The 13,736-nt window shown below is 72.2% G+C and carries 14 protein-coding genes; 8 read left to right on the plus strand and 6 right to left on the minus strand.

The annotated features are described in order from the left end of the window. Window positions 1-39 precede the first annotated feature (39 nt). The gene (locus ACIPUC_RS27720; RefSeq protein ID WP_446592938.1) at window positions 40-1,800 is read right to left on the minus strand and encodes an acetyl/propionyl/methylcrotonyl-CoA carboxylase subunit alpha; all 1,761 of its coding nucleotides are present in this window, start codon (window positions 1,798-1,800) and stop codon (window positions 40-42) included. Between the two features lie 375 nt (window positions 1,801-2,175). Here ACIPUC_RS27720 and ACIPUC_RS27725 point away from each other — a divergent pair, with 375 nt between their 5' ends. After that, window positions 2,176-2,637, plus strand: a complete 462-nt coding sequence (locus ACIPUC_RS27725) for a hypothetical protein (RefSeq protein WP_446592940.1) — start codon at window positions 2,176-2,178, stop codon at window positions 2,635-2,637. On the opposite strand, the gene ACIPUC_RS27730 is transcribed toward ACIPUC_RS27725, so the two are convergent. The 4 genes from ACIPUC_RS27730 to ACIPUC_RS27745 form a co-directional block, all read right to left on the minus strand. Then, window positions 2,618-3,223 (minus strand): nucleoside triphosphate pyrophosphatase, encoded by a 606-nt coding sequence (locus ACIPUC_RS27730; RefSeq protein ID WP_446592942.1) that lies wholly within the window; start codon window positions 3,221-3,223, stop codon window positions 2,618-2,620. The genes ACIPUC_RS27725 and ACIPUC_RS27730 overlap by 20 nt on opposite strands. A gap of 45 nt (window positions 3,224-3,268) precedes the next feature. Continuing rightward, window positions 3,269-3,403, minus strand: coding sequence for a morphogenic membrane protein MmpB (gene mmpB / locus ACIPUC_RS27735; RefSeq protein ID WP_279628689.1), 135 nt, complete (start codon window positions 3,401-3,403; stop codon window positions 3,269-3,271). Window positions 3,404-3,512: 109 nt separating this feature from the next. After that, window positions 3,513-3,722 carry an acyl-CoA carboxylase epsilon subunit gene (locus ACIPUC_RS27740; RefSeq protein WP_446592943.1) on the minus strand — a complete coding sequence of 70 codons (210 nt, stop codon included), beginning with the start codon at window positions 3,720-3,722 and terminating at the stop codon, window positions 3,513-3,515. Window positions 3,723-3,740: 18 nt separating this feature from the next. After that, on the minus strand, window positions 3,741-5,327 hold the full coding sequence (locus ACIPUC_RS27745; protein ID WP_446592945.1) for an acyl-CoA carboxylase subunit beta: 1,587 nt from the start codon (window positions 5,325-5,327) through the stop codon (window positions 3,741-3,743). 131 nt (window positions 5,328-5,458) lie between these two features. Between ACIPUC_RS27745 and ACIPUC_RS27750 the strand changes: the two genes are divergently transcribed. The 5 genes from ACIPUC_RS27750 (at window position 5,459) to hutH (ending at window position 11,395) form a co-directional block, all read left to right on the plus strand. Further along, entirely contained in the window at window positions 5,459-6,325 is an 867-nt protein-coding gene (locus ACIPUC_RS27750; protein WP_446592947.1) for a biotin--[acetyl-CoA-carboxylase] ligase, read from the plus strand. A 129-nt stretch (window positions 6,326-6,454) separates the two neighbouring features. Further along, window positions 6,455-7,606 (plus strand): adenylate/guanylate cyclase domain-containing protein, encoded by a 1,152-nt coding sequence (locus ACIPUC_RS27755; protein ID WP_446592948.1) that lies wholly within the window; start codon window positions 6,455-6,457, stop codon window positions 7,604-7,606. 116 nt (window positions 7,607-7,722) lie between these two features. Further along, a complete protein-coding gene (locus tag ACIPUC_RS27760) occupies window positions 7,723-8,523 on the plus strand; it encodes an enoyl-CoA hydratase/isomerase family protein (RefSeq protein ID WP_446592949.1) in 801 nt (266 codons plus the stop codon). 95 nt (window positions 8,524-8,618) lie between these two features. Next, window positions 8,619-9,734, plus strand: coding sequence for a diguanylate cyclase domain-containing protein (locus tag ACIPUC_RS27765; protein WP_446592950.1), 1,116 nt, complete (start codon window positions 8,619-8,621; stop codon window positions 9,732-9,734). A 119-nt stretch (window positions 9,735-9,853) separates the two neighbouring features. Next, the gene (gene hutH / locus ACIPUC_RS27770) at window positions 9,854-11,395 is read left to right on the plus strand and encodes a histidine ammonia-lyase (RefSeq protein WP_446593066.1); all 1,542 of its coding nucleotides are present in this window, start codon (window positions 9,854-9,856) and stop codon (window positions 11,393-11,395) included. A gap of 156 nt (window positions 11,396-11,551) precedes the next feature. Here the strand turns inward: hutH and ACIPUC_RS27775 are convergent, their stop codons facing one another. After that, complete coding sequence (locus tag ACIPUC_RS27775) at window positions 11,552-11,860, minus strand: hypothetical protein (protein WP_446592951.1); 309 nt, start codon at window positions 11,858-11,860, stop codon at window positions 11,552-11,554. 146 nt (window positions 11,861-12,006) lie between these two features. On the opposite strand from ACIPUC_RS27775, the gene ACIPUC_RS27780 reads away from it, so the two are divergent. Next, the gene (locus ACIPUC_RS27780; RefSeq protein WP_446592952.1) at window positions 12,007-12,309 is read left to right on the plus strand and encodes a hypothetical protein; all 303 of its coding nucleotides are present in this window, start codon (window positions 12,007-12,009) and stop codon (window positions 12,307-12,309) included. A gap of 133 nt (window positions 12,310-12,442) precedes the next feature. Continuing rightward, window positions 12,443-13,711: a L,D-transpeptidase gene (locus ACIPUC_RS27785; protein ID WP_446592954.1), complete on the plus strand. Its 1,269-nt coding sequence runs from the start codon at window positions 12,443-12,445 to the stop codon at window positions 13,709-13,711. Window positions 13,712-13,736 lie beyond the last annotated feature (25 nt).

Genomic DNA, 13,736 nt, shown 5'->3' on the forward strand with positions numbered 1-13,736 from the left:
GCACAGCACCATTCCAGCCCCACAGGCGTTTTTGGGACGTCAGTCCTTGATCTCGCAGATGGTGGCGCCCGAGGTGACGGAGGCACCGACCTCGGCGGCGAGGCCGACGATCGTGCCGGAGCGGTGCGCGTTGAGCGGCTGCTCCATCTTCATGGCCTCGAGTACGACGATCAGCTCGCCCTCCTCGACGCGCTGGCCCTCCTCGACCGCGACCTTGACGATCGTGCCCTGCATCGGCGAGGCGAGGGTGTCGCCGGAGGCGGCCGGGCCGGACTTCTTGGCCGCGCGCCGCTTGGGCTTGGCGCCGCCGGCGGCGGCCGTGCGGGCCAGGGTCATGCCCAGGGACGACGGCAGCGAGACCTCGAGGCGCTTGCCGCCGACCTCGACGACCACCGTCTCGCGGCCCGGCTCGTCCTCGGTGTCCTCCGCGGCCGGGGCCGTGAACGCCGGGATCTCGTTGACGAACTCGGTCTCGATCCAGCGGGTGTGGACCGTGAAGGGTCCCTCCGCGGGGGCGAAGGCCGGGTCGGCGACCACAGCGCGGTGGAACGGGACGGCGGTGGCCATGCCCTCGATCTCGAACTCGGCGAGCGCGCGGGCGGCGCGCTGCAGCGCCTGCTCGCGGGTGGCGCCGGTGACGATCAGCTTGGCGAGGAGGGAGTCCCAGGCCGGGCCGATGACCGAGCCGGACTCCACGCCCGCGTCGAGGCGGACGCCGGGACCGGTCGGCGGGGCGAACTTCGTGACCGTGCCGGGGGCCGGCAGGAAGCCGCGGCCCGGGTCCTCGCCGTTGATGCGGAACTCGAAGGAGTGGCCGCGCAGGACGGGGTCCCCGTAGCCGAGCTCCTCGCCGTCGGCGATGCGGAACATCTCGCGGACCAGGTCGATGCCGGCGACCTCTTCGGTGACCGGGTGCTCGACCTGGAGGCGGGTGTTGACCTCGAGGAAGGAGATGAGGCCGTCGGCGGCGACCAGGAACTCGACCGTACCGGCGCCGACGTAGCCGGCTTCCTTCAGGATCGCCTTGGAGGCGGCGTACAGCTCCGCGTTCTGCGCCTCGGTGAGGAACGGCGCGGGGGCCTCCTCGACCAGCTTCTGGTGGCGGCGCTGCAGGGAGCAGTCACGGGTGGAGACGACGACCACGTTGCCGTGGCTGTCGGCGAGGCACTGGGTCTCCACGTGCCGCGGCTTGTCGAGGTAGCGCTCGACGAAGCACTCGCCGCGGCCGAAGGCGGCGACGGCCTCGCGGACTGCGGAGTCGTAGAGCTCCGGCACCTCTTCGAGGGTGCGGGCGACCTTGAGGCCGCGGCCGCCGCCGCCGAAGGCCGCCTTGATGGCGATGGGCAGGCCGTGCTCCTTGGCGAAGGCGACGACCTCGTCGGCCCCGGAGACCGGGTCCGGCGTACCGGCGACCAGCGGCGCACCGGCGCGCTGGGCGATGTGCCGGGCGGCGACCTTGTCGCCCAGGTCGCGGATGGCCTGCGGCGGCGGGCCGATCCAGGTCAGGCCCGCGTCGATGACGGCCTGCGCGAAGTCGGCGTTCTCGGAGAGGAAGCCGTATCCGGGATGGATGGCGTCCGCGCCGGAATCGGCTGCGGCCTGGAGGACTTTGGAGATGTCCAGGTAGCTGGCGGCCGGGGTGTCACCGCCCAACGCGAAAGCTTCGTCTGCCGCGCGGACGTGCAGAGCGTCCCGGTCCGGATCGGCGTAGACGGCTACGCTCGCGATCCCGGCGTCCCGGCAGGCCCGAGCAACGCGGACAGCGATTTCGCCACGGTTGGCGATGAGCACCTTGCGCACGATGGCTCCCTCCTTGAAACAAGCTGAGTTTAGGGACAGCCCACACGGCCTTTCGACCCTTCCCCAGTGGTGAGCTTGCCCACACAGAGTGTGATTCGAGGCTCGCTCCACTGGGGAACCCTTATGGCGCCCCAGGTCAGGGGGATCCCCGACTGCACAGTAACCCCGTATTACAGCCCGGGTCTCTGTCATGCCGGTCAGCGGCCCCGGGTGATTCTTTGTCGAGTCCCTACGAACGGCCCACTGCTTCTTGGCCGGATCGCTGTGCGCGGCCCCTCCCGTAACGAAGCGGCCCGCACCCCTTGTCCGCACGTTTACCCGTTAGTAGCCTCCAGGCGTCGAACAGGCTTGTGACGCGTGGGGGGTGGGGGCAACGTGCTGCGAAGACTCGTGGCCGGACTGGCCGCGATCGTACTTGTCGCGGAAGCGGCCGTACTCGTGTTCGTCCACATCGTGCTGGGCGCGACCACCGCGAACCAGTCGATGTCGATCGCGGGCAGCGATCCGGATGTCATGTCCAAGGCAACCTACGGGCTCGGGGCGGGCATGGGCGCCTTCCTCGTGCTGTGTGCCGTGCTCTGCGCCCTGACGGCGGTCCGCGACCGCGCACCCCGCGGCTTCGCCCGTGCCGTGCTCATCACCGCCGCCGTCACCCACGGGCTGCTGGGCACCCTCTCCGTCGTCCTCGTCGGCTGGGGCGCCTTCGTCGTGATGATGCTGATCCTGTGCCTGCTGGTGCTCACGCTGACGCTCTACGCCGCCCCGCGCGGGGCGGGCGCCCAGGATGCCCCGGCCGCCCCGCCGCCGCTCGGGGAGCTCAAGCCCACAAATCCGTGATGGATACACCCAGTTCGCCCAGCAGGGAGCGCAGCAGCGGCAGCGACAGCCCGATCACGTTGCCGTGGTCCCCGTCGATGCCCTCGATGAACGGTGCGGACAGCCCGTCCAGCGTGAACGCCCCCGCCACGTGCAGCGGCTCGCCGCTCGCCACGTACGCGGCGACCTCCGCGTCCGTCGGCTCGCCGAAGCGGACCGTAGTGGAGGCGGTCGCCGAGACCTGACGGCCGCTGACCGTGTCGATCACGCAGTGCCCGGTGCGCAGGATCCCCGCGCGCCCGCGCATCGCCTTCCAGCGGGCCGTGGCCTCCGCGGCGTCCGCCGGCTTGCCCAGCGCCTCGCCGTCCAGCTCCAGCACGGAGTCGCAGCCGATCACCAGGGCGCCCGCGGCCTCCTCCAGGGCCGCCACGACCCCCGCCTTCGCCTCGGCCAGCGCGAGCGCCAGCTCGGCCGGCTCGTCGTGGTCCAGCGCGTCCTCGTCGAAGCCGCTGACGATCACGTGCGGGGCGAGCCCGGCCTGCCGCAGCAGGTTCAGCCGGGCGGGGGAGGCGGAGGCGAGGACGAGCGGGCGCGGTTCGACAGTCATGCCCGCCATCGTAGGGGCGGCACGGGGTACCCCTGCCGGGCCCTCTCAGAAGTGGCCGACGCCCAGGACGTACACCCCCACGAGCATGGCGAGGGCGAGCACCACGGTCATCCGCCGGATCATCGCCTGCGCGTCGCGCATGTCCTTCGGCGGCTCGTTCTCAGGATCGGACCAGAGCATGGTCCGATCCTGTCCCCGGGACAGGAGGGGCGCCTGAGTACGGGTACTCAGGCGCCACCGTCCGTTCGCGTCATCTTCCGCGTCGTGCGCGCCTTCCGCTGCGAGCGGCCTAGCCGGGCCAGTACGTACGGCCCCACGCGCGCGGCCCGGGCCGCGGCAGCCGGCGCCGCGCCACACGGGCCGGCGCCGACCACTCGTCCGCCACCCGGGGCGCGCCCGACGGCGCCGAAGCCAGCGCCGCCGCGCGCGCTTGGACCACCGCCAGTGCGGCGGCCAGCTCCTCCGCGGTCGGATTGCCCTTGACGACCTTGATCACCACAGAGACCTCCTGGAGGGGCTAGAGGGGGATGTTGCCGTGCTTCTTCGGCGGCAGGGACTCCCGCTTGGTGCGCAGCTGCCGCAGCCCCTTCACCACGTGCGCCCGGGTCTCGGACGGCATGGTCACCGCGTCGATGTAACCGCGCTCGGCGGCCGTGTACGGGTTCAGCAGCGTGTCCTCGTACTCGGCGATGAGCCGCGCCCGGGTCTCCTCCACATTCTCCGCCTCCGCGATGGTGCGGCGGTGCAGGATGTTCACCGCGCCCTGCGCGCCCATGACGGCGATCTGCGCGGTCGGCCAGGCCAGGTTCAGGTCCGCGCCGAGGTGCTTGGAGCCCATGACGTCGTACGCGCCGCCGAAGGCCTTGCGGGTGATGACGGTGATCAGCGGCACGGTGGCCTCCGCGTACGCGTAGATCAGCTTCGCGCCGCGCCGGATGATTCCGTTGTACTCCTGGTCCGTGCCCGGCAGGAAGCCCGGTACGTCCACGAACGTCAGCACCGGGATGTTGAAGGCGTCGCACGTCCGGACGAACCGCGCCGCCTTCTCGGAGGCGTTGATGTCCAGGCAGCCGGCGAACTGCATCGGCTGGTTGGCGACGATGCCCACCGGGTGGCCCTCGACCCGGCCGAAGCCGGTCAGGATGTTCGGCGCGAACAGCGACTGCGTCTCCAGGAACTCCGCGTCGTCGAGCACGTGCTCGATCACGGTGTGCATGTCGTACGGCTGGTTCGCGCTGTCCGGGATCAGTACGTCGAGCTCGCGGTCGGTGTCGGAGACCTCGGTGTCCGCGTCCTCCGGGAAGGCGGGCGGCTCGGAGAGGTTGTTCGACGGCAGGTACGCGAGGAGCGACTTCACGTACTCGATGGCGTCCTTCTCGTCGCCCGCCATGTGGTGCGCGACGCCGGAGGTGCTGTTGTGCGTGCGGGCCCCGCCCAGCTCCTCGAAGCCCACGTCCTCGCCGGTGACCGTCTTGATGACGTCCGGGCCGGTGATGAACATGTGCGAGGTCTGGTCGACCATGACCGTGAAGTCGGTGATGGCGGGCGAGTACACGGCGCCGCCCGCGCAGGGCCCGACGATCAGGCTGATCTGCGGGATGACCCCGGAGGCGTGCACGTTCCGGCGGAAGATCTCCCCGTACATGCCCAGCGCGCTGACGCCCTCCTGGATGCGGGCGCCGCCGGAGTCGTTGATGCCGACGAGCGGGCAGCCCGTCTTCAGGGCGAAGTCCATGACCTTCATGATCTTCTGGCCGTAGGTCTCGCCGAGGGCCCCGCCGAAGACGGTGAAGTCCTGCGAGAACACGGCCACGGGCCGGCCGTCCACCGTGCCGTAGCCGGTGACGACGCCGTCGCCATAGGGCCGGGTCTTCTCCAGCCCGAAGTTCGTGGAGCGGTGCCGGGCGAACTCGTCCAGCTCGACGAAGGAACCCTCGTCCAGCAGCAGGGCCACCCGCTCACGCGCCGTCAGCTTGCCCTTGGCGTGCTGCTTCTCCACGGCACGCGCGGATCCGGCGTGGGTGGCTTCGTCGATGCGGCGCTGCAGGTCCGCGATCTTTCCCGCGGTGGTGTGCATGTCGATCGGCTCTGACGGTTGTGACATCGGGGTCGCGGCTCCCTGTGTGGTGTCAACTGCCTGGTCAATTGATTGACTACTGCTGGCTACTCGTGCGTAGCGTATCGGCGGGCATGGCGCTCGGCAGTGCGGCGTTTGACACACCTACATTGGGTTGCATGACGCCATCAGATGCATCAGCTGGAGCTTCCGCCGGTCGCTGGTCGAGCCTGGACAGGCCGCCCCTGAACGTCGAGGGCCTGCGGCGGGCCCTCGTCACCGAGGGCGGTCTGTGGACCTCCCTGGAGGTGGTCGCCGCCACCGGGTCGACCAATTCCGATCTCGCGGCCCGGGCGGCGCAGCTGCCCGAGGGGGCCGTGCTCGTCGCCGAGGAGCAGACCGCCGGGCGCGGGCGGCTCGACCGGAGCTGGGTCGCGCCGGCCCGGTCCGGGCTGTTCTTCTCCGTCCTGCTCAAGCCGGGCGGGGCCGTGCCGCAGGAGCGGTGGGGGTGGCTGACCCTGCTGGCCGGGGTGGCCGTCGCGACGGGGCTCTCCCGGGCGGCGGGGGTGGACACCGGCCTCAAGTGGCCCAACGACCTGCTGGTCACCGTGGAGGGCGAGGAGCGCAAGGCCGGCGGGATCCTCGCCGAGCGCGTCGCCGACGGCGTCGTGATCGGGATCGGGCTCAACGTCAGCCTGACCGAGGACGAGCTGCCGGTGCCGGCCGCCGGCTCCCTGACGCTGGCCAAGGCCACGGTGACCGACCGGGACCCGCTGCTCAGGGCCGTACTGCGGTCGCTCGAGCAGTGGTACGGGAACTGGCGCGCGGCCGGTGGCGACCCCGCGTCGAGCGGCCTCCAGGAGACCTACGCGGCGGGCTGCACCACCCTCGGCCGACACGTCCGCGCGGAGCTCCCGGGCGGCCGCACGCTCACCGGAACGGCCGAAGCCGTCGACGCCGAAGGCCGCCTGGTGATCCGTACCGCCGCCGACGAGCACGAGGCGGTGGGCGCGGGCGATGTGGTGCACCTGCGGTCGGTGCACTGACCGCCGTGCAAAGACGGGGAGGGGGAGTGAGCTACGGCACACCTGCCGTATGGTTTAGGCGATCCCGGTACTCGTGGTGATCAACCGGCTCGGCAGGGCAGTGCGCACGGAATGGACAGGAGGCGGCCCTTGACCGTCGACGACTCTACGTCCAGCGCGTCCGCCCCCGGGCCCTCGGGTCCGGGCACCCCGATCGGGCGTGACCAGCACACCCCCCACCACGAGGTGGACCACACGGCCCAGCCCACCGCGGACCCCCTCGCCATCCGGCTCGAGCAGCTGATCCTGGGCGCCGAGCGCCGGTACACGCCCTTCCAGGCGGCCCGCAGTGCCGGGGTCTCGATGGAGCTCGCCTCCCGCTTCTGGCGGGCCATGGGCTTCGCGGACATCGGCCAGGCCAAGGCGCTGACGGAGGCGGACGTGCTGGCGCTGCGCCGCCTCGCGGGCCTGGTGGAGGCCGGGCTGCTGTCCGAGCCGATGGCGGTGCAGGTGGCCCGGTCCACCGGCCAGACCACGGCCCGGCTGGCGGAATGGCAGATCGACTCCTTCCTGGAGGGGCTGACGGAGCCGCCGGAGCCGGGAATGACCCGTACGGAGGTCACGTACCCGCTGGTCGAGCTGCTGCTGCCGGAGCTGGAGGAGTTCCTCGTCTACGTGTGGCGGCGCCAGCTGGCGGCCGCCACCGGGCGCGTCGTGCAGGTGGCGGACGACGAGGAGATGGTCGACCGGCGGCTCGCGGTCGGTTTCGCGGACCTGGTGGGCTTCACCCGGCTGACGCGGCGGCTGGAGGAGGAGGAGCTCGGCGAGCTCGTCGAGTCCTTCGAGACCACGTCGGCGGACCTGGTCGCGGCGCACGGCGGCCGGCTGATCAAGACGCTCGGCGACGAGGTCCTGTACTGCGCCGACGACGCGGCGACGGCCGCGGAGATCGCGCTGCGGCTGATCGAGACCATGGAGGCCGATCCCCAGATGCCCGAGCTGCGGGTCGGGATCGCCTTCGGCACGGTGACGACCCGGATGGGCGACGTCTTCGGGACCACGGTGAACCTGGCGAGCCGGCTGACGTCCATAGCGCCGAAGGACGCGGTGCTGGTGGACGGGGCGATGGCGGAGGAGCTGGGCCGGACCGGGGCCGCGCCGGTCTCGGAGAAGGAGGCCGAGGCGGAGGGCGGCGGCGCGTACCGCTTCGCGCTCCAGCCGATGTGGCAGCGGCCGGTGCGCGGGCTGGGCGTCGTGGAGCCCTGGTCGCTGACGCGCAGGCCGCCCAAGCATCCCGCCTGAGTCGCGGACGGGCGACAGCCGGAGCGGCGCTGCAGCCTGCCCGGGGCCTTGACCGGATGGCTGCCCCGCGCACTAGAGTGCGGCGATAACGCTCGTTAACCGAGAGGGTCGCAGGCATGTCTGAGCAGCGCTTCGGAGAGTTCGTCGCAGTACGCCGGGAAGGCGACGGGCACGTCGCGGAGCTGGCGATGGACCGCCCCAAGGCGATGAACGCGGTGTCCACGGAGATGGCCCGGTCCATCGGCGCGGCCTGCGCGGCGCTCGCGGCGGACCCGTCGGTACGGGTGGTCGTGCTCTCGTCCACCGCGGAGCGGGCGTTCTGCGTGGGCGCGGACCTCAAGGAGCGGAACTCGCTGTCGGACGCCGAGCTGGTCCGGCAGCGGCCGACCACGCGCGGGGCGTACGGGGGCGTACTGGAGCTGCCGGTGCCGACGATCGCCGCCGTGCACGGCTTCGCGCTGGGCGGCGGCTTCGAGCTGGCCCTGGCCTGCGACGTGATCGTCGCCGACGAGTCGGCGGTGGTGGGGCTGCCCGAGGTGTCGGTGGGGGTGATCCCGGGCGGCGGGGGCACGCAGCTGCTGCCGCGCCGGGTGGGGGCGGCGCGGGCGGCCGAGCTGATCTTCACGGCGCGGCGGGTGGAGGCGGCCGAGGCGCTGTCGCTGGGGCTGGTGGACTCGGTGGTCCCGGCCGGGCAGGACACGGCCGAGGCGCTGGCCCTGGCGTCCCGGATGGCGGCGAACTCGCCGGTGGGCCTGCGGGCGGCCAAGCGGGCGCTGCGGCTGGGGCACGGGATGGACCTGGCGGCCGGTCTGGAGATCGAGGACGCGGCCTGGCGGACGGTGGCCTTCTCGGGCGACCGGGCCGAGGGCGTGGCGGCGTTCAACGAGAAGCGCAAGCCGAACTGGCCCGGGGAGTAGCGGGGCCCGGCGGGCCGTCACCACTCGTGATCTTGCTGGTACCGAAAGTCGCGCCGATTGTCACCAAATCGGACAAAACTCCCTAACCTGGGGTGATGGGAGTCGACGGGCGGCTGCGAGCCGTGGTGAGCCTGGCGCAGGCGATGGCCGCGGCGTGCGCGCCGCGGGACAGTGTGCGGGCGGCTGCGCGGGGGGCGCGGGTGGCGCTCGACGGCTCGTTCGCCGCGATCTCCGCGTGGGAGCGCGAGCGGGGGAGCCTGCGGGTGCTCGTGAACGAGGGGGAGCGGCGGCCGGGGGAAGAGGAGTTCCCCGAGGACGAGTCCTATCCCGTGCACGACTTCCCCGAGATCACCGAGTTCCTGCACGAGCGCTGGGTGGGCGGCGGCGGCCCGCACGGCTGGGTCGAGAGCGCGGTCGGCGACCGGCCCGGACGGCGCGGCGAGGCCCTGCGCCGCCGCGGCCGCGGCACCTGCGTGGTCGCGCCGATCGTGCTCAGCGGGCGGGCCTGGGGAGAGCTGTACGTGGCCCGGGACGAGGGGCTGCCCGACTTCGACGAGGACGACGCCGAGTTCGCCACCGTCCTGGCCGCCGTGGTCGCGGCCGGGCTCGCGCAGAACGAACGGCTCGAGGAGGCCCGGCGCCTCGCCTTCACCGACCCGCTGACCGGACTCGCCAACCGGCGGGCGGTCGACATGCGGCTCGACGAGGCCCTCGAGGAGCACCGGCGGTCCGGGGCCGTGGTCAGCCTGGTGGTCTGCGACCTGAACGGGCTGAAGAAGGTCAACGACACCCTGGGCCACGCCATGGGCGACCGGCTGCTGGAGCGGTTCGGGTCGGTGCTGAGCCTGTGCGGGGCGATGCTGCCGGGCGCGCTGGTGGCGCGGCTGGGCGGTGACGAGTTCTGCCTGGTCGGGGTCGGTCCGACGGCGGACGAGGTGGTGCGGGTCACCGAGGAGCTGTGCACCCGGGCCGCCGAGCTGGAGCTGGGCGAGGGCGTGGCCTGCGGGGTGGCGTCCACCGGGGACCCGATCGGGCTGGTGAAGTCCTCCCGCCGGCTGTTCCGCCTCGCGGACGCCGCCCAGTACAAGGCCAAGGCGGCGCGCTCCCCGAAGCCCGTCGTCGCGGGGCGCGACACGGCGGTGGTGCGCCTGGCCGACGCCGCCGCCGAAGCCGCCTCGGGCGAACGCCGCCGGTTCCGGGGGCGGCAGTGACGGGAGGCCCGGGCCGACGCGGGCCGACCCGGGCCGTAAGGGGCCCTCGTACCGTCTGATCGTGACAGGCTCACCTAGTGACATACCGCGATTCAATCCGTAGGGTGCTGAATATGGATATGCACACTGTCGTGGTGGGGACGTCCGGGACCACCGCCGAGGACGTCATCGCCGTCGCCCGCGGCAACGCGCGGGTCGAGCTGTCCGGCGAGGCGCGTGACGCGCTCGCCCGCGCCCGGGAGATCGTCGACGCGCTCGCCGCCAAGCCCGAGCCGGTCTACGGGGTGTCCACCGGCTTCGGCGCGCTGGCCTCCCGGCACATCAGCCCCGAGCTGCGCGCCCAGCTCCAGCGCAACATCGTCCGCTCGCACGCCGCCGGCATGGGCCCGCGCGTCGAGCGGGAGGTCGTCCGCGCGCTGATGTTCCTCCGGCTCAAGACCGTCGCCTCCGGGCACACCGGCGTCCGGCCCTCCGTCGCCCAGACCATGGCCGACGTGCTCAACGCCGGGATCACCCCCGTCGTCCACGAGTACGGCTCCCTCGGCTGCTCCGGCGACCTGGCGCCGCTGTCCCACTGTGCGCTCGCGCTGATGGGCGAGGGCGACGCCGAGGGCCCGGACGGGGTCGTGCGCCCCGCCGGGGAACTGCTCGCCGAAGCCGGCATCGAACCCGTCGAGCTGCGCGAGAAGGAGGGCCTGGCCCTCCTCAACGGCACCGACGGCATGCTCGGCATGCTGGTCATGGCCCTCGCCGACCTCGGCAAGCTGTACACCTCCGCCGACATCACCGCCGCGCTGACGCTCGAGGCGCTGCTCGGCACCGAGAAGGTGCTCCAGCCCGAGCTGCACGCCATCCGCCCGCACCCCGGCCAGGGCGCCTCCGCCGCCAACATGGCCGCCGTCCTGAAGGGCTCCGGGCTCACCGGGCACTTCCAGGAGGAGTCCGCCCCGCGCGTGCAGGACGCCTACTCCGTGCGCTGCGCCCCCCAGGTCGCGGGCGCCGGCCGCGACACCATGGCGCACGCCGCCCTGGTCGCCTCCCGCGAGCTGGCCGCCGCCGTCGACAACCCGGTGGTCCTGCCCGACGGGCGCGTGGAGTCCAACGGCAACTTCCACGGGGCGCCGGTCGCCTACGTGCTGGACTTCCTGGCCATCGCCGCCGCCGACCTCGGCTCGATCGCCGAGCGCCGCACCGACCGGCTTCTCGACAAGAACCGCTCGCACGGCCTGCCGCCGTTCCTCGCGGACGACGCCGGCGTGGACTCCGGCCTGATGATCGCCCAGTACACGCAGGCCGCCCTGGTCAGCGAGATGAAGCGGCTCGCGGTGCCGGCCTCGGCCGACTCGATCCCCTCCTCCGCCATGCAGGAGGACCACGTCTCCATGGGGTGGTCGGCCGCGCGCAAGCTGCGTACCGCCGTGGACAACCTCACCCGGATCATCGCGATCGAGCTGTACGCGGCCACCCGCGCCATCGAGCTGCGCCACGGGCTGACGGCTGCCCCGGCCAGCCTGGCCGCGATCGGGGCCGCCCGCGCGGCGGGTGTGCAGGGTCCCGGGCCGGACCGGTTCCTCGCGCCCGACCTGGCCGCCGCCGACGAGTTCGTCCGTACGGGCGCCCTCGTGGCCGCGGTGGAGACCGTGACGGGCCCGCTGGCCTGACGCGACGCGACGTGGCGCAGGGCCGCCCCCCCCGGGCGGCCCGGCGGCCCCGCGCGGGCCGGGACGCCGGGCGGGGGCGGGGGTCGGGGCATGCCGGACCGGCGTGGTGTCGTGGGGCGGCCCGGGGGGGCCCCCCCCCCCCCACGTCGCGGGCCTTTACGCGGCGCGGGAGCGGCGTACGGAGAAGGTCACGAAGCCGGCCCCGACGCCGAGGCAGAGCGTGCCGCCCAGCAGGTAGGGGGTGGTGTCGACGGAACCGGTGTCGGCGAGTGCGACGGGCGTCGACTGGGCCTGGGTCCGTGCGTCCGTGTGCGCGGCCGTACGGGCCGCGTTCGCGGCCGCGGGCAGCCCGGAGCGGCCGGGGGAGGGCTCCGGTGCGGTGGCGTTGGCCGAGGGGACGAACCAGAGTGCGGCGAGGAGGGTGGTCGCTCCGAGAGCGGTGAGCAGCGGTCGACGTGCGGACACGGTGCGATCCCCCTTGTGGCAGCAGTGAATTGGCCGTGTGCGGTGATGCTACGGAAAGGGGCGGGTCGTGGGAAAGTCAGGGGTTCCGCGGGCTTACTCTCCGTCGTATGAACTCTTCTGAGACATCACGATACGTACGGCTTCGGGTGGATTTGGTACTCGAGGTGCCGGACCCGCAGGCACTCACGGGAGCGGCGCTCGCGCACATCAAGGCCGACGAGTTCATGCCGGACGAGGAGCGCGGCCACGCCGAGTCCGCCGTGCGGGAGGACGAGTCGGAGGCGCTCGCCTACCTGGTCGACCCCACCGACCTGGTCGCCGACATCCCGGGCGTGGAGCTGGCGCAGGCCTCCTGGAGCAGCGAGCCCGTCGAATACGACCCCGAGTCCATGGAGTGGGACCTGGACGAGGAAGATGGTGAGTTCGACGAAGAAACCGACAACGCCTGACCGTGCGGTTGCCCACATTCCAACGGAATGTGGAACCGATCCGCGGCGTTAACGCGTTGTCAGGACGAGGCAGGGGGCCATGTCCCCCTGCCCGGCCAGCCCCGGGACGGCAGCCTCGGGGTTACCGGCAACGATGGAGTGGCGTGTGAGGACGGACAGCAAGCGACGGAGAAGGTCCCTGGTGGCCGTATCCGCCGTGCTCGGCGGTGTACTGATGCTCTCGGCGTGCAACGGCGGGGGCGATGACAAGCCGAACGCGAGCGAGAGCAGCAAATCCCAGGCGGACGTCGACGCGGCGGCGGCCAAGGACACCTCCAAGGCCCGAATAGCCATCACGCCGAAGGACGGCGCCGCCAACGTCGGCCTGAACGACTCCGCGAACGTCGCCGTCAGCGACGGGACGCTCACGAAGGTCGAGCTGAAGACCGCCGAGGGCACGGCCGTGGCCGGCAAGATCGCCGCGGACGGCAAGAGCTGGAAGCCGGACGCCGCGCTCAAGCGCTCCACCAAGTACGCCCTGTCGGCGACCGCCAAGGACGCCGACGGCCGCGAGGCCCACGAGAACGCCTCCTTCACCACCGTCTCCCCGGAGAACAGCTTCGTCGGCTCGTTCGTCCCGGACGAGGGCCAGACCGTCGGCGTGGGCATGCCGGTCTCGATCACCTTCAACAAGCCGATCAAGGACAAGAAGGCCGTCCAGGCGGCCGTCTCCGTCTCCTCCAGCAGCGGCCAGGAAGTCGTCGGCCACTGGTTCGGCGCGCAGCGCCTGGACTTCCGCCCGGAGCAGTACTGGCAGGCGAACTCCACCGTCACGCTGAAGCTGGCGCTGGAGGGCGTGCAGGGCGCGCCCGGCGTCCAGGGCGTCCAGAGCAAGACCGTCACCTTCAAGATCGGCCGCAGCCAGGTCTCCACGGTCGACGCGAAGACGAAGAAGATGACGGTCACCCGGGACGGCGCGGTCCTCAAGACCATCCCGATCTCGGCGGGCTCCCCGGAGAACCCGACGTACAACGGCCAGATGGTGATCTCCGAGAAGTTCAAGGAGACCCGGATGAACGGCGCCACCGTCGGCTTCACGGACGACGACGGCAAGGGCGAGTACGACATCAAGGACGTCCCGCACGCGATGCGCCTGTCGACCTCCGGCACGTTCATCCACGGCAACTACTGGGGCGCGGACTCGATCTTCGGCAGTGTCAACACCAGCCACGGCTGTGTCGGCCTGAACGACGCCAAGGGCGCGGGCGACCCGAACCAGCCGGCCGCCTGGTTCTACGACAACTCGCTCATCGGCGACGTGGTCACCGTGGTCAACTCCCCGGACAAGACCATCACGCCGGACAACGGCCTCAACGGCTGGAACATGAGCTGGGCGGACTGGAAGGCGGGCGCCGCCGTCTGACGGCGCGTCTGACGGTCTACGAGGT

It is taken from the genome of Streptomyces sp. LARHCF249 (genome assembly GCF_052871255.1).